Source organism: Pseudomonas fluorescens (genome assembly GCF_902497775.2).
In the GTDB taxonomy this organism is placed as follows: domain Bacteria; phylum Pseudomonadota; class Gammaproteobacteria; order Pseudomonadales; family Pseudomonadaceae; genus Aquipseudomonas; species Aquipseudomonas putida_F.
On record NZ_OZ024668.1, the window covers coordinates 5,080,719 to 5,100,301 of the forward strand.

Here is a 19,583-nt window from a genome sequence, read left to right on the forward strand (position 1 = left end):
CTCAGCTGCGTTCCAGGGCCTGCCGGGTCAACAGCTCGGCAAAGGCCCTGGCCATCGCCGACGGCGCAGCGCGGCGCTGCACCAGCCACACAGCAGTCACCGCGTCGTCGTCGAGCAAGGTCCGGTACACCACGCCGTCGATGCGCATGCGCTGAAACGACGCCGGCAGTACCGACACCCCCAACCCCGCCGCCACCAGGCCGATGATGGTCATCGCCTCCCCCGCCTCCTGGGCAAAATGCGGGCTGAACCCGGCCTGACGCGCCAGGCTCAGCAATTGCGCATGCAAGCCACTGCCGTAACTGCGCGCAAAGAACACGAAGGGTTCGTGGGCCAACTCGGCCATGTGCACCCCGGCTTCGCTGCCCCGAGCTAACGGGTGGGCCGCATTGATCACCGCCACCAGCGGCTCGCGAAACAGCTCGACGGCAATTAGGCTGTCGGGCAAGGCCAACGGCCGCATCAGGCCGACTTCGATCGACTCGTCGAGCAAGGCATCGGCCACGTCGCGGCTGCTCATTTCCTTGAGGTTCAAGTGCACTGCCGCAAAGCGCTGGCGAAAGGCGTGAATGGCCTTGGGGATGCTCGAATTGAACGGCGCCGAGGAAGTGAAGCCGATCTTCATCTCGCCCAGTTCGCCCAGTTGCGCTCGCCGGGCGACATCGGCGGCCTTGTCGACTTGCGCCAGCACCAGCCGCGCCTCTTCAAGGAACAGGCGCCCGGCCTCGCTGAGCTCGACCCGACGACTGGTACGCTCGAACAAGCGTGCCCCCAGCTCCTGTTCCAGGGCCTGGATCTGCTGGCTCAACGGCGGTTGGGAGATCCCCAGGTTCTGCGCCGCCCGGCCAAAATGCAGCTCTTCGGCGACGGCAATGAAGTAGCGCAGATGACGCAATTCCATGGTGGCTCCAATAGGTCGTAAAACCTCTTAAACAGGTCGAACAATATATTGGAAATGATCATTAGCCAGCTATATGCTTTTTTCACTGCCTGACAGGCCGTAGCGCCCACCGAGGTCACCCGTGAAAACTGCTGTTGCGCCACACGCCCACGAATTACCCGTGGCTCCCCTCGACGAAATCGTCGCTACTCTCAACGAAAGCTGGATCGAGAAAGGCACCCCGGCCTTTATGCGCACCGTGCTGGCGCTGTTCTGCGGCGGCTTTGCCACCTTTGCCCTGCTGTATTGCGTGCAGCCGATGATGCCGCTGCTGTCCCACGAGTTTTCGATCAGCGCCGCGCAGAGCAGCCTGATCCTCTCGGTATCCACCGGCATGCTGGCATTCGGGCTGTTGATCACCGGGCCGATTTCTGACCGCATCGGGCGCAAGCCGGTGATGGTCTTCGCCCTGTTTTGCGCAGCGCTGTGCACCATCGTCAGCGCCCTGATGCCCAGTTGGCATGGCGTGCTGCTGACCCGCGCGCTGCTCGGGCTGTCGCTCAGCGGCCTGGCGGCGGTGGCCATGACTTATCTGAGCGAAGAAATCCACCCCCAGCACATCGGTCTGGCCATGGGCCTGTACATCGGTGGCAACGCCATCGGCGGCATGAGCGGGCGGCTGATCACCGGGGTACTGATCGACTTCGTCAGCTGGCACACGGCGATGCTGGTGATCGGTGGCCTGGCGCTGATTGCAGCGGCGGTGTTCTGGAAGATCCTCCCCGAATCGCGCAACTTCCGCCCGCGCTCGCTGCACCCGCGCAGCCTGCTTGATGGCTTCACCCTACACTTTCGCGATGCCGGCCTGCCGTGGCTGTTCCTGGAAGCCTTCCTGCTGATGGGCGCGTTCGTCACCCTGTTCAACTACATCGGCTATCGCCTGCTGGCCGAGCCCTATCACATGAGCCAGGCGCTGGTCGGGCTGCTGTCGGTGGTGTACCTGTCGGGGATCTACAGCTCGGCGCAGATCGGCGCCCTGGCCGATAAGCTGGGCCGGCGCAAGGTGTTCTGGGCAACGATTTTGCTGATGTTCAGCGGCTTGCTGATGACCCTGCTTGGCCCCTTGCTGCTGATAATCGTCGGCATGCTGGTATTCACCTTCGGCTTTTTCGGCGCGCATTCGGTGGCCAGCAGCTGGATCGGTCGCCGGGCGACCAAGGCCAAGGGCCAGGCGTCGTCGTTGTACCTGTTCAGCTATTACGCAGGGTCGAGTGTGGCGGGCACGGCGGGCGGGGTGTTCTGGCACCAGGCGGGATGGAACGGCATCGGCCTGTTCATTGGCAGCTTGCTGGTGGTGGCGTTGCTGGTGGCGTTGCACTTGAGCCGGTTGCCGGCCAAGGCTTGAATACCATCGCGGGACAAGCCCGCTCCTACAGATGACAACCATCCCTGTAGGAGCGGGCTTGCCCCGCGATGCTTTTTAGTTGATCACTTCAACCAGATCAACATCCACTTCACGGCTCATCAGGTGCTTCTCGACTTCGCCGGTCAGCTTGACCTTGGTCTTGTCGTTGAAGGCCACCGGCGGCAGGTCTTCGTCATCGATCTCGACGGTGATGGTGCCGGTGGTGTCCTTGAACTCGTACTTGTCATCGTTGTTCACTTTCTTGATGACGTAGCCTTGCAACACCACCGGGGTGTCGTCAGCGGCGTCATTGGCAGCGGCAACCGTGGTTACCGACTGGGCGCCAGGGCCGGTGTAGCCGGCAGCCAGGGCAGCGGTGCTGAACAGCGGGGCAAGCAGCAGAGCGAGGTAACGAGTTTTCATGGTGAAGATCCTGTCTGGGTTTCGATGGAGCCAGATTACCCAGGCAGGCTGAATTGAACCTTAATAGCAGTGGGAGCGGGCTTGCCCCGCGATCGCGCTGGTTCAGTCAGATCGCAATCGCGGGGCAAGCCCGCGCCTACTAGTGGTACTGCGCCGACAGCTCGTGCACGGCGTTGATGAACGCGCCGGCGTGCTCCGGGTCAACTTCCGGGGTGATACCGTGACCCAGGTTGAACACATGACCGGTGCCATGGCCGTAGCTGGCGAGGATGCGCCCGACTTCGGCACGGATGGCCTCCGGCTTGGCGTACAGCACGGTCGGGTCCATGTTGCCCTGCAGGGCAACCTTGCTGCCGACGCGCTGGCGCGCTTCGCCGATGTCGCAGGTCCAGTCCAGGCCCAGGGCATCAGCACCGGCATCGGCGATGCTTTCCAGCCACAGGCCGCCGTTCTTGGTGAAGAGGATGACCGGCACCTTGCGCCCTTCGTGCTCGCGGATCAGGCCGCTGACGATCTTGCGCATGTAGGCCAGGGAGAACTCCTGATAGGCCGCCGCCGACAGGTTGCCGCCCCAGGTGTCGAAGATCTGCACCGCTTGTGCACCAGCGAGGATCTGCCCGTTGAGGTAGCTGATGACCGACTGCGCCAGCTTGTCGAGCAGCAGGTGCATGGCCTGCGGGTTGTCGTAGAGCATGGCCTTGGTCTTGCGGAAGTCTTTCGACGAGCCGCCTTCGACCATGTAGGTGGCCAGGGTCCAGGGGCTGCCGGAGAAGCCGATCAGCGGCACGCGGCCGTTGAGCTCGCGGCGGATGGTGCTGACCGCGTCCATGACGTAGCCCAGGTCTTTTTGCGGATCAGGGATCGGCAGCGCCTCGATGTCGGCCAGGGTGCTGATGACCTTTTTGAAACGCGGGCCTTCGCCGGTTTCGAAGTACAGGCCCTGGCCCATGGCGTCGGGGATGGTGAGGATGTCCGAGAACAGGATCGCGGCGTCCAGCGGGTAGCGGTCCAGCGGCTGCAGGGTGACCTCGCAGGCAAACTGCGGGTTCATGCACAGGCTCATGAAGTCGCCGGCCTTGGCGCGGCTGGCGCGGTATTCCGGCAGGTAGCGGCCGGCCTGGCGCATCATCCACACCGGGGTGACGTCTACGGGTTGCTTGAGCAGGGCGCGCAGAAAACGATCGTTCTTCAAGGCAGTCATGTCGGCATCCGGAAAAAAAGTGGGGGCATTTTCTCAGAGCCCAACGTAAAAGGCACGGTATCAACCGTGCCTTTTGTCTATCGACTTGTGACAGGTCAATAGATTTTGTTGAATTCATCGCGGGTCAAGCCCGCTCCTACACAGGTTCTGTAGGGGCGGGCTTGTCCCGCGAAGCTTTTTCAGACGCCCAGGTAATCCAGAATCCCCTCGGCAGCATTGCGCCCCTCGAAGATCGCCGTCACCACCAGGTCAGAACCACGGACCATGTCGCCACCGGCGAAGATCTTCGGGTTGCTGGTCTGGTGCTTGTACTGGGCCTGTTCCGGGGCCACGACGCGGCCCTGGCTGTCGGTATGGATGCTGAACTGCTCGAACCACAGCGCCGGGCTCGGGCGAAAACCGAAGGCGATGACCACGGCATCAGCCGGGATGATCTCTTCGGAGCCCGGGATCGGCTCAGGGCTGCGGCGGCCACGGGCGTCCGGCTCGCCGAGACGGGTCTCGACCACCTTCACGCCTTCGACCTTGTCTTCACCGACAATCGCAATCGGCTGGCGGTTGTAGAGGAACTTCACCCCCTCTTCCTTGGCGTTCTTCACCTCTTTGCGAGAGCCAGGCATGTTCGCCTCGTCACGACGATAGGCACAGGTCACAGCCTTGGCGCCCTGGCGGATGGAGGTGCGGTTGCAGTCCATCGCCGTGTCGCCGCCACCGAGCACCACGACCTTCTTGCCCTTCATGTCGACGAAATCTTCCGGCGACTTTTCAAAGCCCAGGTTGCGGTTGACGTTGGCCACCAGGAAATCCAGGGCGTCATGCACACCCGGCAGGTCTTCACCGGGGAAGCCGCCCTTCATGTAGGTGTAGGTGCCCATGCCCATGAACACGGCATCGTATTCCTCGAGCAGTTGCTCCATGCTGACATCCTTGCCCACCTCGGTATTGAGGCGGAACTCGATGCCCATGCCAGTGAAGACTTCACGGCGATTGCTCAGCACGGTCTTTTCCAGCTTGAACTCGGGGATGCCGAAGGTCAGCAAGCCGCCGATTTCCGGGTTGCGGTCGAACACCACCGGAGTCACCCCGCCGCGCACCAGCACGTCGGCGCAGCCCAGGCCAGCTGGGCCGGCACCGATAATGGCGACGCGCTTGCCGGTCGGCTTGACCTTGGACATGTCCGGGCGCCAGCCCATGGCGAAGGCGGTGTCGGTGATGTACTTCTCCACCGAGCCGATGGTCACCGCGCCGAAGCCGTCGTTGAGGGTGCAGGCACCTTCGCACAGGCGGTCTTGCGGGCACACCCGGCCGCACACTTCCGGCAGGGTGTTGGTCTGGTGCGACAGCTCCGCGGCGGCGAGGATGTTGCCTTCGGAGACCAGCTTCAACCAGTTGGGGATGAAGTTGTGCACCGGGCACTTCCACTCGCAGTACGGGTTGCCACAACCCAGGCAGCGGTGGGCCTGCTCGGCCGACTGCTGGGGTTTGAAGGGCTCGTAGATTTCCACGAACTCTTTCTTGCGTTGACGCAACAGTTTCTTCTTCGGATCCTTGCGCCCGACCTCGATGAACTGGAAGTCATTACTCAGACGTTCAGCCATGTTCAAAACCTCATCAAACTCTTCAGGCGCATATCACTGCGGGTTGGCACGGGTGCTGGACAGCAAGTTCTTCAGGTTGGCCGCCTTCGGCTTGACCAGCCAGAAGCGCCGCACGTAGTCGTCCAGGTTTTCCCAGAGCTCACGACCCCATTCGCTGTTGGTTTCTTCGACGTATTCAGCCAGCACGCGCTGTAGGTGGCTGCGATAAGCCTCCATGGCCTCGCCGCTGATGCGCTGGATCTCGACCAGTTCGTGGTTGAGCTTGTCGACGAAGCTGTTGTCCATGTCCAGCACGTAAGCAAAACCACCGGTCATGCCCGAGCCGAAGTTGTAACCGGTCTTGCCCAGAACGCAGACAAAGCCACCGGTCATGTACTCACAGCAGTGATCGCCTGTGCCCTCGACAATCGCGTGGGCACCGGAGTTGCGCACGGCAAAGCGCTCGCCCGCGGTGCCGGCGGCGAACAGCTTGCCGCCAGTGGCGCCGTACAGGCAGGTGTTGCCAATAATGGCGCTGTGCTGGGTGGCGAACGGGCTGCCCACAGGCGGCACGATCACTAGCTTGCCACCGGTCATGCCTTTACCGACGTAGTCGTTGGCATCACCTTCGAGGTACATGTTCAGGCCACCGGCGTTCCACACCCCGAAGCTCTGCCCGGCAGTGCCTTTGAAGCGGAAGGTAATCGGCGCCTTGGCCATGCCCTGGTTGCCGTGCAGGCGGGCGATTTCGCCGGAGATCCGCGCGCCGATGGAGCGGTCGCAGTTGCAGATGTCCAGGTCGAACTCGGCGCCCGACAGGTCGCGAATGGCTGGCAGGGCCATGTCGACCATCTTCTCGGCCAGCACGCCTTTGTCGAACGGCGGGTTGCGGTCGACTTCGCAGAACTGCGGCTTGTCGGCCGGCACATGTGGGCTGCCCAGCAGCGGGCTGAGGTCCAGGTGCTTCTGCTTCTCGGTTTCGCCGGGGAGCATTTCCAGCAGGTCGGTACGCCCGATCAGCTCGCCGAGGCTGCGCACGCCCAGCTTGGCCAGCCACTCACGGGTTTCTTCGGCGACGTAGGTGAAGAAGTTCACCACCATGTCGACGGTGCCGATGTAGTGATCCTTGCGCAGCTTGTCGTTCTGGGTGGCAACGCCGGTGGCGCAGTTGTTCAGGTGACAGATACGCAGGTATTTGCAGCCCAGGGCGATCATTGGCGCGGTACCGAAGCCGAAGCTTTCGGCGCCTAGGATCGCCGCCTTGATCACGTCCAGGCCGGTTTTCAGGCCGCCGTCGGTCTGTACCCGGACCTTGCCGCGCAAATCGTTGCCGCGCAGGGTCTGGTGGGTTTCGGCCAGACCCAGTTCCCACGGCGCGCCGGCGTACTTGATCGAGGTCAGCGGCGAAGCACCTGTACCACCGTCGTAGCCGGAGATAGTGATCAGGTCGGCATAGGCCTTGGCCACACCGGCGGCGATGGTGCCGACGCCGGCTTCTGCCACCAGCTTGACCGAAACCAGCGCCTGCGGGTTGACCTGCTTGAGGTCGAAGATCAGCTGCGAGAGGTCTTCGATCGAGTAGATATCGTGGTGCGGCGGTGGCGAGATCAGGGTCACGCCAGGCACGGCGTAACGCAGCCGGGCAATCAGGCCGTTGACCTTGCCGCCAGGCAATTGCCCGCCTTCACCCGGCTTGGCGCCCTGGGCGACCTTGATCTGCAGCACTTCGGCGTTGACCAGGTACTCGGGGGTGACGCCAAAGCGGCCGGTGGCCACCTGCTTGATCTTCGAGCTCTTGATCGTGCCGTAGCGGGCCGGGTCTTCGCCGCCCTCACCGGAGTTGGAGCGCGCGCCCAGGCGGTTCATCGCCTCGGCCAGGGCTTCGTGAGCTTCCGGCGACAGCGCGCCGAGGGAGATACCGGCAGAGTCGAAACGCTTGAGGATCGCCTCCAGCGGCTCGATCTCGCTCAGTTCCAGCGGCTGCTCCAGGGTTTTCACCTTGAGCAGGTCGCGAATCATCGATACCGGGCGCTTGTCGACCAGCGCGGTGTATTCCTTGAACTTGGCGTAGTCGCCCTGCTGCACGGCGGCCTGCAGGGTGTTGACCACATCCGGGTTGTAGGCGTGGTATTCGCCGCCATGGACGAACTTCAGCAGGCCACCCTGCTGGATCGGCTTGCGCGCGCTCCAGGCTTCGGCGGCGAGCAGCTTCTGCTCGTTCTCGATGTCGACGAAACGTGCGCCTTTGAGGCGGCTGGCAACGCCACGGAAGCTCAGGTTCACCACTTCTTCCGAGAGACCGACGGCTTCGAACAGCTGCGCACCACGGTAGGAGCCGACAGTCGAGATGCCCATCTTCGAGAGAATCTTCAACAGGCCCTTGGAGATGCCCTTGCGGTAGTACTTGAACACTTCGTCCAGGTCGCCGAGCACTTCGCCGGTACGAATCAGGTCGGCCAGCACTTCGTAGGCCAGGTACGGATACACCGCCGAAGCACCGAAACCGATCAACACGGCAAAGTGATGCGGGTCACGGGCGGTGGCGGTTTCAACCAGGATGTTGCTGTCGCAACGCAGGCCCAGCTCGGTCAGGCGGTGATGCACCGCACCCACGGCCAGCGAGGCATGCACCGGCAGCTTGCCCGGGGCGATATGACGGTCGCTCAGCACCAGCTGGGTCTTGCCGCTGCGCACGGCTTCTTCAGCCTGATCGGCGATGTTGCGCACCGCCGCTTCCAGACCCAGGCTCTCTTCGTAGTTGAGGTCGATCAACTGACGCTCGAAGCCAGGGCGGTCGAGGTTCATCAGCGACCGCCACTTGGCTGGCGAGATCACCGGCGAGCTGAGGATGACCCGTGAGGCATGCTCCGGGGATTCCTGGAAAATGTTGCGCTCGGCCCCCAGGCAGATCTCCAGCGACATGACGATCGCTTCGCGCAGCGGGTCGATCGGCGGGTTGGTGACCTGGGCGAACTGCTGGCGGAAGTAATCGTAGGTCGAACGCACGCGCTGCGAGAGGATCGCCATCGGCGTGTCATCGCCCATCGAACCGACCGCTTCCTGGCCTTGTTCGCCGAGCGGACGCAGCACCTGGTCGCGCTCTTCGAAGGTGACCTGGAACATCTTCATGTATTGCTTGAGCTGGTCAGCATCGTAGCTGGCCACGCCCTGATCGTCGCTGAGGTCGGCCTGGATGCGCAGGGCATTCTGGCGCAGCCAGCGCTTGTACGGATGGCGCGACTTCAGGCGGTTGTCGATGGCGTCGGTGTCGAGGATCTGCCCGGTTTCGGTGTCCACGGCAAAGATCTGCCCCGGGCCGACACGGCCCTTGGCAATCACGTCTTCAGGCTTGTAATCCCACACGCCGATTTCCGACGCCAGGGTGATGTAGCCGTTCTTGGTGGTGACCCAGCGCGCCGGGCGCAGGCCATTGCGGTCGAGCAGGCACACCGCATGGCGGCCTTCGGTCAGTACCACACCGGCCGGACCGTCCCACGCTTCCATGTGCATGGAGTTGTATTCGTAGAAGGCGCGCAGGTCGGCGTCCATGGTCTCGACGTTCTGCCACGCTGGCGGAATGATCATGCGCACGCCGCGGAACAGGTCGATGCCGCCGGTAACCATCAGTTCGAGCATGTTGTCCATGCTCGAGGAGTCGGATCCGACGCGGTTGACCAGCGGGCCGAGCTCTTCAAGGTCGGGGATCAGGTCGTTGGCGAACTTGGTGCGCCGCGCCTGGGCCCAGTTGCGGTTACCGGTGATGGTGTTGATCTCGCCGTTGTGGGCGAGGAAGCGGAACGGCTGCGCCAGCGGCCATTTCGGCAGGGTATTGGTGGAGAAGCGCTGGTGGAACACGCAGATCGCGGTTTGCAGGCGCTCGTCGCTGAGGTCTGGATAGAAGGCGGCGAGGTCCGCCGGCATCATCAGGCCTTTGTAGATGATGGTCTTGTGCGAAAAGCTGCAGATGTAGTGGTCGGTGTCGGCGGCGTTGGCCACCGAGGAGCGACGACGGGAGCTGAACAGCTTGATGGCGAATTCCTGATCGCTCAGGCCTTCACCGCCGATGAACACCTGCTCGATCTGCGGCAGGCGCTCCAGGGCCAGGCGGCCGAGGACGCTGGTGTCGATCGGCACTTTGCGCCAGCCCACCAGTTGCAGGCCGGCCGCGAGGATCTCGCGGTTCATGTTGGCGCGCGCGGCTTCAGCCTTGGCGTTGTCCTGATTGAAGAACACCATGCCGACCGCGTACTGCTTGGGCAGCTCATTGCCGAACTGTTCGCGGGCCACGGCACGCAGGAACTGATCGGGCTTTTGCATGAGCAGACCGCAACCGTCGCCGGTCTTGCCGTCGGCGTTGATCCCACCGCGGTGGGTCATGCAGGTCAGGGCCTGGATGGCCGTTTGCAAAAGGTGGTGGCTGGGTTCGCCCGTCATATGGGCGATCAGGCCGAAACCACAGTTATCCTTGAATTCTTCGGGATGGTACAGACCTGTTTTCATAGACACTTTCTCACCAGGTTCGCCTCTCACCAAGGCAAATCTTTTTTTAGTACAACCACTTACCATCCACGCCGAACGAATGCCAGCTTTGCGGGGGCAATAGGGGAGCCATTGTTGCACAGCGACAGGGAAGCCCACAAATTTACGACGAATTGCCGCAAATCCATGTCGCATTTTTGAATGTTTTTAAGCGCGCGCCGTGGTAACGGCATGGCTTGAGTCTGAAGCGTTTCAGCCTGGACTGCAAGATGGGCTTGTGGCCGGCAGTCTGGGACAGAAAAGCCTGCCGCGCAGTACGCAGCAGGCTTGACCGATGTTCAGGAGTCGCTCAGCAGGTGGCGGGGGTAGTGCCACCAGGCTATATCAGCGGGTCGAGGCCAGTTCTTGTTGGACGCTGGCGACGGTACGTGGCCAAGGTTTACCAGCCTGGACCTTGGCTGGCAAGGCCTTGATTGCAGCCAGGGCGGCATCACGGCTGGTGAAGTTGCCGTAAGTGATGACGTACAGCGGCTTGCCCTGCAGGGTTTTCTTGAAGTAGCGATAGTCGCCACCCTGCGCCTTGACGTAGGCCTGGGCCGACGCTTCGGAGCTGGTGCCGAGGATTTGCACGACATAATTGCCCGGCTTCTGCCCGGTGTACCAGCCACCACCGGCTGCTGGCTTGGCTGCCGGCTTCTCGGCAGGTTTAGGTGCAGGCTTGGCGGTTGCAACCTGGGTTGGCGCAGGCTTGGCCACAGGTGCAACCGGCTTGCTGACAACTGGCGCTACCGACTGCTGCACAGGTGCAACCGCAACCGGCTGGGCTGGCGTTGGCGCAGGACCAGCGGTGACGCCTGCCGGAGGTGCGATAGTGGTGACGGTAGGCGGTGTAGAAGGCTGCAGCGCGGTTTCACCGGCTGGCGTCGATTCTTCGCCTTCACCCATACCGGTGGACTCGGCCAGTGGGCCACGCATGACCGGTTGCGACTGGCCAACCAGCGGTAGCGGCATCGGCTGCGAGTTGCCGGCGAATTCGATCGCCGGGCCGCCGTTGTTCGACTGGGCATTACCCGGCTGACCTTCGCCCAGCGGCAGTTGCGCCTGTTCGGCAGGAGCAGTTGGCGCCTGATCACCCTTCTTCGGCATCAGCACGGCGGCCGCGACAGCGACCACGACAACTGCAGACAGCGCCAGCACATGTTTCTTCGGCATATTGAACCCCATTGATGGTCGCTTCGCCGTGGTACGGCTGGCGATCATGGCTTCGATCAAGGTATCGCGGGCGACCTGGTTGATATTCCCGGGCCAGCCGTCAGAGTTTTGGTGAATATCAACGATCTGTTCACTGCTGAACACCTCGATGCCCCGCCCGGCACCTTCCAGGCGCTGCTCGAGGTATTCACGGGTTTCTTCTTCGCTGTAGGGCTCAAGCTCGATGACGTGGAACCGCTCCTGCTCGGCATTGAGCTCTTCCAGCCCGGCGATCAATGAAGGCTCGCCAAACAGGAATACATGCGGACGCCCTTCAGGGGTACCCGCCGCCAACTCCAGCAAGGCTTGGAGTGCCGACTCGCCAAGTTGTTCCGCATCGTCCACCAGCAGATAGACTTCCTGCCCGGTCAGTGCCAACTGCACCACCTGGGCAAGGATGTCCGGGACTTCAGCCTGGGCCACGCCCAGCGACTGGGCAACCTGGCCAAGCAGGCTGGCGGCATCGCTGGCGCCACGGGCGGAAACCACCACGCTTTGCACCGATTGTTTGTTGGTGCTGGCCACCAGCGCCTGGCGCAGCAGGGTCTTGCCACTGCCTTGAGGGCCGGTGACCACCAGCAGCAGCTGGCTGTAGCGCGCCAGGTGATGCAGTTGGCCGAGTACCGGCTTGCGCTGGGCAGGGAAGAATTTGAAACCCGGTACCCGTGCAGCAAAGGGGTCGTGGTTCAACTGGTAATGGCCGAGAAAGGCCTCGTCGGCATGCAAACTAGTCATCGGACGCTCATCAACCTCAAAGCTGGGCCACGATCGCGCGGTAATCCGCGGCCAGCGTGGCCTGAAGAATCTCTTTCGGATAGTCGTCGGTGACCACCGCTTCGCCCATGCGGCGCAGCAGGACCAAACGCAGACGACCGTCGAGTACCTTTTTATCTACTGCCATGTGCTCCATGAACTGCGCCGGGGTCATTTGCGTCGGTGGCACCACAGGCAAGCCTGCGTTCTGGAACAGACGGATACCACGGTCACGCTCCTGCTGGCTGATCCAGCCCAGGCGCATGGACATTTCCAGGGCCATGACGGTGCCCGCAGCAACGGCCTCACCGTGCAGCCACACACCATAGCCCATGTGGGTCTCGATGGCGTGGCCAAAGGTGTGGCCCAGGTTCAGCGTGGCGCGCACACCCGATTCGCGCTCATCGGCGCCCACCACTGCGGCCTTGGCTGCGCAGGAACGACGGATGGCTTCGGTCAGCGCGACCTGATCGAGGTCGCGCAGGGGCTGCATGTGCTCTTCGAGCCAGCCAAGGAAAGGTTCGTCGCAGATCAGGCCATACTTGATCACTTCGGCCAGACCCGCCGACAGCTCGCGCGGCGGCAGGGAATTGAGACTGCGGGTGTCGATCAGCACCGCGTTGGGCTGATAGAAGGCACCGACCATGTTCTTGCCCAGCGGATGATTGATGCCGGTCTTGCCGCCCACCGACGAATCGACCTGGGACAGCAAGGTCGTCGGCACCTGGATGAAATCCACGCCGCGCTGGTAGCAGGCGGCGGCAAAGCCGGCCATGTCGCCGATCACCCCGCCGCCAAGCGCTACCACGGTAGTGCGGCGGTCGTGGCGGGCGGTAAGCAGCGCATCGAAGATCAGTTGCAGGGTTTCCCAATTCTTGTAGGCCTCGCCGTCGGGCAACACCACCGGCAGTACCGAATAGGCACCCAGGGTCTTGCTCAGACGCTCGAGATAGAGGGGCGCGACAGTCTCGTTGGACACGATGGCGACCTGCCGGCCGGCAATGTGCGGCGCCAGCAGTTCAGGCTGATCCAGCAAGCCTTCGCCAATGTAGATCGGGTAGCTACGTTCGCCCAATTCGACCTTAAGTGTCTGCATGTGTCCCCACAATGAACTAGGCGCGGCATCGATGGCTCGAACCGCGCGATAACGGTGTGCCCTGTCACGGCATGACTGGTCGCCGAGGATAGTCCTGGCTTAACGGGGCGGCAACTTCTGCAAGCGCTCGAGAATATCCTGCACCACCATCCGCGGCGGCCGTTCGTCGGTTTCCACCACCAGATCGGCAATTTCGCGATACAGCGGGTCGCGAACCTCCAGCAGCGCACGCAAGGTCGCCTCCGGGTTGGCCGTGCGCAGCAACGGCCGGTTGCGATCGCGCGAAGTACGCCCGACCTGCTGCTCGACCGAGGCATGCAGATACACCACCCGCCCGCCAGCATGCAGGGCCTGGCGGTTGGCATCGCGCATCACCGCGCCACCACCGGTAGCCAGCACCACGCCATCGAACGCGCACAGCTCGGCGATCATCGCCTGCTCGCGGTCACGAAAGCCCGGCTCGCCTTCTTTATCGAAGATCCACGGGATATTGGCGCCAGTGCGCAATTCAATTTCCTTGTCGGAATCCTTGAACGGCAGGCGCAGCTCTTTGGCCAGCAGGCGGCCGATGGTGCTTTTGCCAGCACCCATGGGCCCCACAAGTATCAAATTTCGCACAGAATCAACGACTCACAGCAATCGCCTGGTCACTCATGATACGCGGAGTCAGGAAGACCAGCAGCTCGGATTTTTTCTCTTGTAGAACATCGCGACGAAACAGCCGCCCAACATACGGCACATCGCCGAAAAATGGCACCTTGTCGACAACTTTACTTTGCACCGTCGAGTACACGCCGCCGATGACGATGGTCTCGCCGTCATTGATGCGCACCTTGGCGTTGACCTCGTTCTTGCGGATCGCCGGCACATGATCCAGGGCATTGAGGTAGTCGGGCTCGTCCTTGGTGACCTTGACCGCCATGATCACCCGGTTGTCCGGGGTGATCTGCGGGGTTACCTCAAGAGACAGCGAAGCCTCGCGGAAGGTCACGGAGGTGGCGCCACTGCCGCTGGTTTCCTGGTACGGCACCTCGGTGCCCTTGAGGATCCGCGCGGTTTCCTTATTGGCGGTGACCACCTTGGGCTGAGAGATGATCTCGCCGTTGCCGGTCTTCTCCATGGCGCTGAGCTCCAGATCAAGCAGCACGTTGTTACGCACCAGGCCCACGCCGATACTGGCCGCTGCGCGATCGACACCAAGATCGACAAAGGTATCGGCGCTGCCCAGGCTCAAACCCTTGCCCAAGCGGACTTCCCCTCCCCAGCGCACGCCCAGGCTCTTTTCGAAATCGACATTGGCTTCGACGATACGCGCCTCGATCATCACCTGGCGCACCGGCACATCCAGTTCGCCGATCAGCCTGCGCAGTTCTTCCAGGCGCTCCGGCGACTGGCTGGCGACCAGGGTATTGGTGCGCTCATCGACACTCAGCGAGCCGTGGCTGGCGCCTCCGGCCTCATGGGCCATCAGGGTATGAAAAAGTTCGGCGATATCAGTGGCCCTGGCGTGGTGGATCGGAATCAGCTCGCGCCGCGACCGCGCTGATCCGGCCAGTTCGGCAAGCGGTGCCACCAACAACACATTACCGTCCTTGCGCTGCTCCAGGCCTTTGCTGCGCAGCACCAGCTCCAGGGCTTGATCCCAGGGCACATCCTGCAAGCGCAAGGTCACCTTACCTTGCACCGAGTCACTGGCCACCAGATTGACCCCGGAAAAGTCCGCCAGCACCTGTAATACCGTACGCACTTCGACATCCTGGAAATTCAGCGACAGCGGCTCACCTGCATACATCTGCTTGCTGGCAAACGCGCCGGCAGACAGGCAACTGCCTATCAGCGCCGCAATAACACCTCCCTTGCCCATCGATGACCTCCCTGGTCAGCACCTTTCAACGCAAGGCGAGTGTTCGCCGCCGCGCTTGCCAGCCTTGGCCGGCGATAAAAACCTGCTCGATGACGTCGACCTGGCGCTCGCTGATTTCGCTCACCTGGCCCTGATCACGGCCCAGCCGGTCACCCACCTGCAACCGATGCACCTGGCCATCGGCCTGAATCAGCGCGTAGTACGCACCGCGACTGGCGAGGCTACCGACCATCTCGAATTGCTCCAGCGCCAGACGCTGCAAAACATCGGCATGCGCCTGCAGCGCAGAAGGCGCAAAGGGATTGCGCAACACCGCGACGGTTCGTAGCTCAGGAGCCTCTGGCTGCTCCCTCTGCGCCAGAGCCTGCAGCGAGTGATGCCGGTACGACCTGACGTGCAGCTCCATGTGCATGAGCTGCGCATCGGCTGGTTTGAGTGAAAGCCCATGCACAGTCACCAGCCGCGGCTGCGCGGCCAGCTCTGCGAAGAACGCGGCAAGGGCCGAGAAGGTGCCACGCAGGCGTAATTGCAGGGGCAGCTCAAGGTAATGTTCAGCGTGGGATGCTTCGAGCACCTGCAATTGCTCGATGGCCACCCCGTGGGCCTCGGCCAGGCGGGACAGGGTTTCGAATACCGCAGGCTCGCCGCCCCCCGCCGACAATTGCCAACGGGCTTGCTGCAGGCGACTGTGCAGCGCTTGCACCTGCTCGGCGCTGCCTGCGCCTTCGAGCGGCATTTGCTCGGCGCCTCGCGCAGCCTGCATCAGCAACGGTTGCAAGTGCAGGGCGTAAGCCAGGCCCGCCAGCACTGCCAGCAGCCCCACCAGCATCAGGACCTGCACAGGCCAGGCACGCCTTGCCGGGCGGTCCCAGAGGCTCACGGCGCAACCTGCAGGGCTGCGATCAACTCGAACGCATGGCCTTGTTCGACCGCACTAATCTGCTGCACCTCGGCAGAGCCGATCAAGGGTGAAGACGCCAGCTCGTCTGCCAGCTGCGCAACCAGAGAGGCCGACCCGGCGACCCCGGCAAGCTTTAGCACAGCCGCTTCCTGGCCAAGGGCGGTGAGGTACAGACCGTCGGGCATGGCCCGCTCGACCAGCTCGAACACATCCACTGCCAGATAGCGGCTGGCCTGCAAGCGCCGCAAATGACGCAGCTCATGCAACAGAGCCTCAGGCTGCAGTTGCGCGTCTTGCTGGCTGAGCGTAGCCAGGCTCCGCGCCTGTTCCTGCACTACGCCGCGAAAATGCTGGTCGATGACTCCGCTGGCAACCGCAACGAGCAACACGACACTCGCACAACCTGCCTGAAACCTTCGCACCCGCAGCTTATGGCGGCGCTCGCGCCAGGGCATCAGATTGAGCCGCACACCTCCCATGGCCAGGCCACAGGCCACGGTCAGGCTCGACCCCACCGGTTCCAGGTCGGCATCGAGCGGCACCGCTGGAGCACGCTGCAGCGCATGGCTATCAATCTCCAGCACCCTTGCGCTCAGCCCTGCGACTTCAAAAGCGGCCTCCAGCACATCCAGCAACCCGCGATGGCAGGCCGCAACGACCACCTGCACGCTCGTCGCATCGCCGGCAGTCGGCTCCAGCACCTGGTAATCCAGCGCGGTATCGTCAAGGTCAAAGGGGATGAACTGCTCGGCGGCATCGTGCAGCCGTGCCGCGACTTCGGCATCGTTCAGGCCCGCCGGCAAAGCGATCAACTTGCTGATGGCCCGCGTCGCCGGCAAGGCCACAGCGGCCTGCCGACTGCGGCTGCCACTGCGTTGCAGCGCACGTTTCAAGGCCTGGCCAACCATCTCGGGATCGGCGATCCAGCCGTCCAGCATGGCCGCTGCAGGCAGCGGCTCAAGCGCCCAGGCCCGCACGCACCAGGCGCCTTTGCGTCGGTGCAACTGCACCAGTCGGATAGACGGCGGGGCAATTTCTATCCCCAGGAGTGAACCGGCATCCATGCCGAAGCGTCCAAGCATTGGTTTTTTCCTTGCTGGCGACAGCCGCGCGCGTAACGCGGCGAGTTGAAAAATGCTTATAATGCCCAGCGTTTATCCTTTGTCCGCTGGCCCCGCGCGCAACCCATTCTTCTATCTGGACGCCCAAAAGCCTTGATACGCCTGCTGAAGTTCTTCTGGTGGTCTTTCGTCGCAGTCATCTGCGCGCTCGTGCTCGGTCTGAGCGGCGCATTTCTGTATCTTAGCCCCAGCTTGCCCTCGGTAGAGGCCCTCAGAAGCATCCAGTTGCAGATCCCTTTGCGGGTCTACAGCAGCGACGGCAAGCTGATCGCCGAGTTCGGCGAAATGCGCCGCTCGCCCATCCGTTTCGCCGACATTCCGCCGCATTTCATCCAGGCTTTGCTGTCGGCTGAAGACGATAATTTCGCCAATCACTATGGGGTCGACCCCAGCAGCCTGATGCGTGCTGCAACACAATTGCTCAAGTCCGGGCACATCCAGACCGGCGGCAGCACCATCACCATGCAGGTGGCGAAGAACTTCTTCCTTAGCAGCGAACGCAGCTTCTCGCGCAAGACCAACGAGATTCTCCTGGCCCTGCAGATCGAACGCGAGCTAACCAAGGACGAGATCCTTGAGCTGTACGTCAACAAGATCTACCTGGGCAACCGCGCCTATGGCATCGAGGCCGCCGCGCAGGTGTACTACGGCAAATCGATCCGCGATGTGAGCCTGGCGCAGATGGCGATGATCGCCGGCCTGCCGAAAGCGCCGTCGCGCTTCAACCCGCTGGCCAACCCGGTGCGCGCCAAGGAGCGCCGCGACTGGATCCTGGGGCGCATGTACAAACTCGGCAAAATCGACGAAGCCAGCTATCAGACCGCCCTCGCCGAGCCGATCAACGCCAGCTACCACGTCCCGACGCCAGAAGTTAACGCGCCCTACATCGCCGAAATGGCCCGCGCCGAAATGGTCGGCCGCTACGGTAGCGATGCCTACACCGAAGGCTTCCGCGTTACCACCACGGTACCGAGCGACCTGCAGGAAATCGCCAACAAAGCCGTACTCAACGGCCTGAGTGCCTACGATGAGCGCCATGGCTACCGTGGCCCCGAGTCGCGCTTCCCGGGCAAGACCCGCGACGCCTGGCTGCAGGAACTGAGCAAGCAACGCCCGCTGGGCGGCCTGGAACCTGTAATCGTCACCGAAGTCAGCAAGACCGGCCTGCAGGTGCTGACCCGCGCCGGCAACCAGGAGTCGGTAGCCTGGGAGACCATGAAGTGGGCTCGCCCGTTCCTCAACACCAATAGCCAGGGCCGCGCACCGCAGCAGCCCGCTGACGTTGCCCAGGTCGGCGACCTGATCCGCGTGCAGCGCCTGGACGATGGCAGCCTCAAGTTCAGCCAGGTGCCGGGGGCGCAGAGTGCCCTGGTATCGCTGGACCCGAACAGCGGTGCAATCCGCGCCCTGGTCGGCGGCTTCTCGTTCGAGCAGAGCAACTACAACCGCGCCATGCAGGCCAAGCGCCAGCCGGGCTCGAGCTTCAAGCCGTTCGTATATAGCGCCGCGCTGGACAACGGCTACACCGCCGCCAGCCTGGTCAACGACGCACCGATCGTGTTCGTCGACGAGTACCTGGACAAAGTCTGGCGACCGAAGAACGACACCAACACCTTCCTCGGCCCGATCCGCATGCGCGAGGCACTGTACAAGTCACGCAACCTGGTATCGATCCGCCTACTGCAGGCCATGGGTGTGGGCCCGACCATCGACTACATCAGCAAGTTCGGCTTCAACAAGCAGGACCTGCCACCCAACCTGTCCCTGGCCCTGGGCACCGCGACCCTGACCCCGATGGAAATCGCCACCGGCTGGAGCACCTTTGCCAACGGCGGCTACAAGATCAGCCCGTACCTGATCGAGCGCATCGAAAGCCGCAACGGCGAGACCCTGTTCACCGCCAACCCGCCGCGGGTACCGCAAACCGAGCAGGTCGAAGCCGGCATTGCCGCGCCCGAGCAGCCGATCACTACCCAACTGCCGGGTGAAGGCTTGAGCACTGTTGCCAGCACCCCGCCTGTCGCCGCTGCACAGCCGCCGGCCGTGGCCGAGCGCATCATCGATGCTCGCACCAGCTATATCCTCACCAGCATGCTCCAGGACGTGATCAAGCGCGGCACCGGGCGCCGTGCCCTGGCCCTGGGCCGTACCGACCTTGCCGGCAAGACCGGTACCACCAACGAATCCAAGGATGCCTGGTTCTCCGGCTACAACGCCGATTACGTGACCACCGTGTGGTCCGGCTTCGACCAGCCGGAAACCCTCGGCCGTCGCGAGTACGGCGGCACCGTGGCGCTGCCGATCTGGATGAGCTACGTGGGTGCCGCACTCAAGGACAAGCCCAACCATGCCCCGGCCGAGCCGGAAGGCATCCTCAGCCTGCGCGTCGACCCGGTCAGCGGCCGGGCGGCGACACCGAGCACGCCGAATGCCTACTTCGAGCTATTCAAGGCCGAAGATACGCCACCATCGGTCAACGAGCTGGGCAACGGCAGCGCGCCGGGCAGCCCGCTGCCAGCGGATGAGGCGGCGCCGATCGATCTGTTCTGATGGGCAGGCCCCATCGCGGGCGTAGGAGCGGGCTTGCCCCGCGATAGTGGTTCCCACCCACAAAAAAGCCCCGGCTCTCACG

Annotated in this window: 13 protein-coding genes; 2 read left to right on the plus strand and 11 right to left on the minus strand. The window is 63.0% G+C overall.

The genetic code is table 11. The annotated features are described in order from the left end of the window. Position 1 precedes the first annotated feature (1 nt). The gene (locus F8N82_RS23395; RefSeq protein WP_038997630.1) at positions 2-901 is read right to left on the minus strand and encodes a LysR family transcriptional regulator; all 900 of its coding nucleotides are present in this window, start codon (positions 899-901) and stop codon (positions 2-4) included. Positions 902-1,061: 160 nt separating this feature from the next. Between F8N82_RS23395 and F8N82_RS23400 the strand changes: the two genes are divergently transcribed. Further along, positions 1,062-2,285, plus strand: coding sequence for an MFS transporter (locus tag F8N82_RS23400; protein ID WP_224793687.1), 1,224 nt, complete (start codon positions 1,062-1,064; stop codon positions 2,283-2,285). 75 nt (positions 2,286-2,360) lie between these two features. Here the strand turns inward: F8N82_RS23400 and F8N82_RS23405 are convergent, their stop codons facing one another. From F8N82_RS23405 to pilM, 10 genes are all read right to left on the minus strand, one after another. Next, positions 2,361-2,708: a YgiW/YdeI family stress tolerance OB fold protein gene (locus F8N82_RS23405; RefSeq protein ID WP_038997632.1), complete on the minus strand. Its 348-nt coding sequence runs from the start codon at positions 2,706-2,708 to the stop codon at positions 2,361-2,363. Between the two features lie 139 nt (positions 2,709-2,847). Beyond that, positions 2,848-3,909: a uroporphyrinogen decarboxylase gene (gene hemE / locus F8N82_RS23410; RefSeq protein ID WP_038997633.1), complete on the minus strand. Its 1,062-nt coding sequence runs from the start codon at positions 3,907-3,909 to the stop codon at positions 2,848-2,850. A 179-nt stretch (positions 3,910-4,088) separates the two neighbouring features. Further along, positions 4,089-5,507 (minus strand): FAD-dependent oxidoreductase, encoded by a 1,419-nt coding sequence (locus tag F8N82_RS23415; RefSeq protein WP_038997634.1) that lies wholly within the window; start codon positions 5,505-5,507, stop codon positions 4,089-4,091. A 33-nt stretch (positions 5,508-5,540) separates the two neighbouring features. After that, a complete protein-coding gene (gltB, locus tag F8N82_RS23420; protein WP_038997635.1) occupies positions 5,541-9,986 on the minus strand; it encodes a glutamate synthase large subunit in 4,446 nt (1,481 codons plus the stop codon). Between the two features lie 363 nt (positions 9,987-10,349). Continuing rightward, a complete protein-coding gene (locus F8N82_RS23425) occupies positions 10,350-11,951 on the minus strand; it encodes an SPOR domain-containing protein (protein ID WP_038997636.1) in 1,602 nt (533 codons plus the stop codon). 16 nt (positions 11,952-11,967) lie between these two features. Then, positions 11,968-13,065 (minus strand): 3-dehydroquinate synthase, encoded by a 1,098-nt coding sequence (gene aroB, locus F8N82_RS23430; protein ID WP_038997637.1) that lies wholly within the window; start codon positions 13,063-13,065, stop codon positions 11,968-11,970. Between the two features lie 99 nt (positions 13,066-13,164). Further along, entirely contained in the window at positions 13,165-13,683 is a 519-nt protein-coding gene (aroK, locus tag F8N82_RS23435) for a shikimate kinase AroK (protein ID WP_010222231.1), read from the minus strand. Positions 13,684-13,687: 4 nt separating this feature from the next. Continuing rightward, the gene (locus F8N82_RS23440) at positions 13,688-14,929 is read right to left on the minus strand and encodes a type IV pilus secretin PilQ (RefSeq protein WP_052251597.1); all 1,242 of its coding nucleotides are present in this window, start codon (positions 14,927-14,929) and stop codon (positions 13,688-13,690) included. 25 nt (positions 14,930-14,954) lie between these two features. Next, positions 14,955-15,809: a pilus assembly protein PilP gene (locus F8N82_RS23445; protein WP_141231046.1), complete on the minus strand. Its 855-nt coding sequence runs from the start codon at positions 15,807-15,809 to the stop codon at positions 14,955-14,957. After that, positions 15,806-16,912: a type IV pilus assembly protein PilM gene (gene pilM, locus F8N82_RS23450; protein ID WP_052251598.1), complete on the minus strand. Its 1,107-nt coding sequence runs from the start codon at positions 16,910-16,912 to the stop codon at positions 15,806-15,808. The genes F8N82_RS23445 and pilM overlap by 4 nt, the downstream gene beginning before the upstream one ends. A 135-nt stretch (positions 16,913-17,047) precedes the next feature. Here pilM and F8N82_RS23455 point away from each other — a divergent pair, with 135 nt between their 5' ends. Beyond that, positions 17,048-19,501 carry a penicillin-binding protein 1A gene (locus F8N82_RS23455; RefSeq protein ID WP_167336610.1) on the plus strand — a complete coding sequence of 818 codons (2,454 nt, stop codon included), beginning with the start codon at positions 17,048-17,050 and terminating at the stop codon, positions 19,499-19,501. Positions 19,502-19,583: the final 82 nt, after the last annotated feature.

Coding starts and splice junctions, on each gene's coding strand:
- F8N82_RS23395 (WP_038997630.1), bottom strand. CDS start 901: ATGGAATTGCGTCATCTGCGCTACTTCATTGCCGTCGCCGAAGAGCTG.
- F8N82_RS23405 (WP_038997632.1), bottom strand. CDS start 2,708: ATGAAAACTCGTTACCTCGCTCTGCTGCTTGCCCCGCTGTTCAGCACC.
- hemE (WP_038997633.1), bottom strand. CDS start 3,909: ATGACTGCCTTGAAGAACGATCGTTTTCTGCGCGCCCTGCTCAAGCAA.
- F8N82_RS23415 (WP_038997634.1), bottom strand. CDS start 5,507: ATGGCTGAACGTCTGAGTAATGACTTCCAGTTCATCGAGGTCGGGCGC.
- gltB (WP_038997635.1), bottom strand. CDS start 9,986: ATGAAAACAGGTCTGTACCATCCCGAAGAATTCAAGGATAACTGTGGT.
- F8N82_RS23425 (WP_038997636.1), bottom strand. CDS start 11,951: ATGACTAGTTTGCATGCCGACGAGGCCTTTCTCGGCCATTACCAGTTG.
- aroB (WP_038997637.1), bottom strand. CDS start 13,065: ATGCAGACACTTAAGGTCGAATTGGGCGAACGTAGCTACCCGATCTAC.
- F8N82_RS23440 (WP_052251597.1), bottom strand. CDS start 14,929: ATGGGCAAGGGAGGTGTTATTGCGGCGCTGATAGGCAGTTGCCTGTCT.
- pilM (WP_052251598.1), bottom strand. CDS start 16,912: ATGCTTGGACGCTTCGGCATGGATGCCGGTTCACTCCTGGGGATAGAA.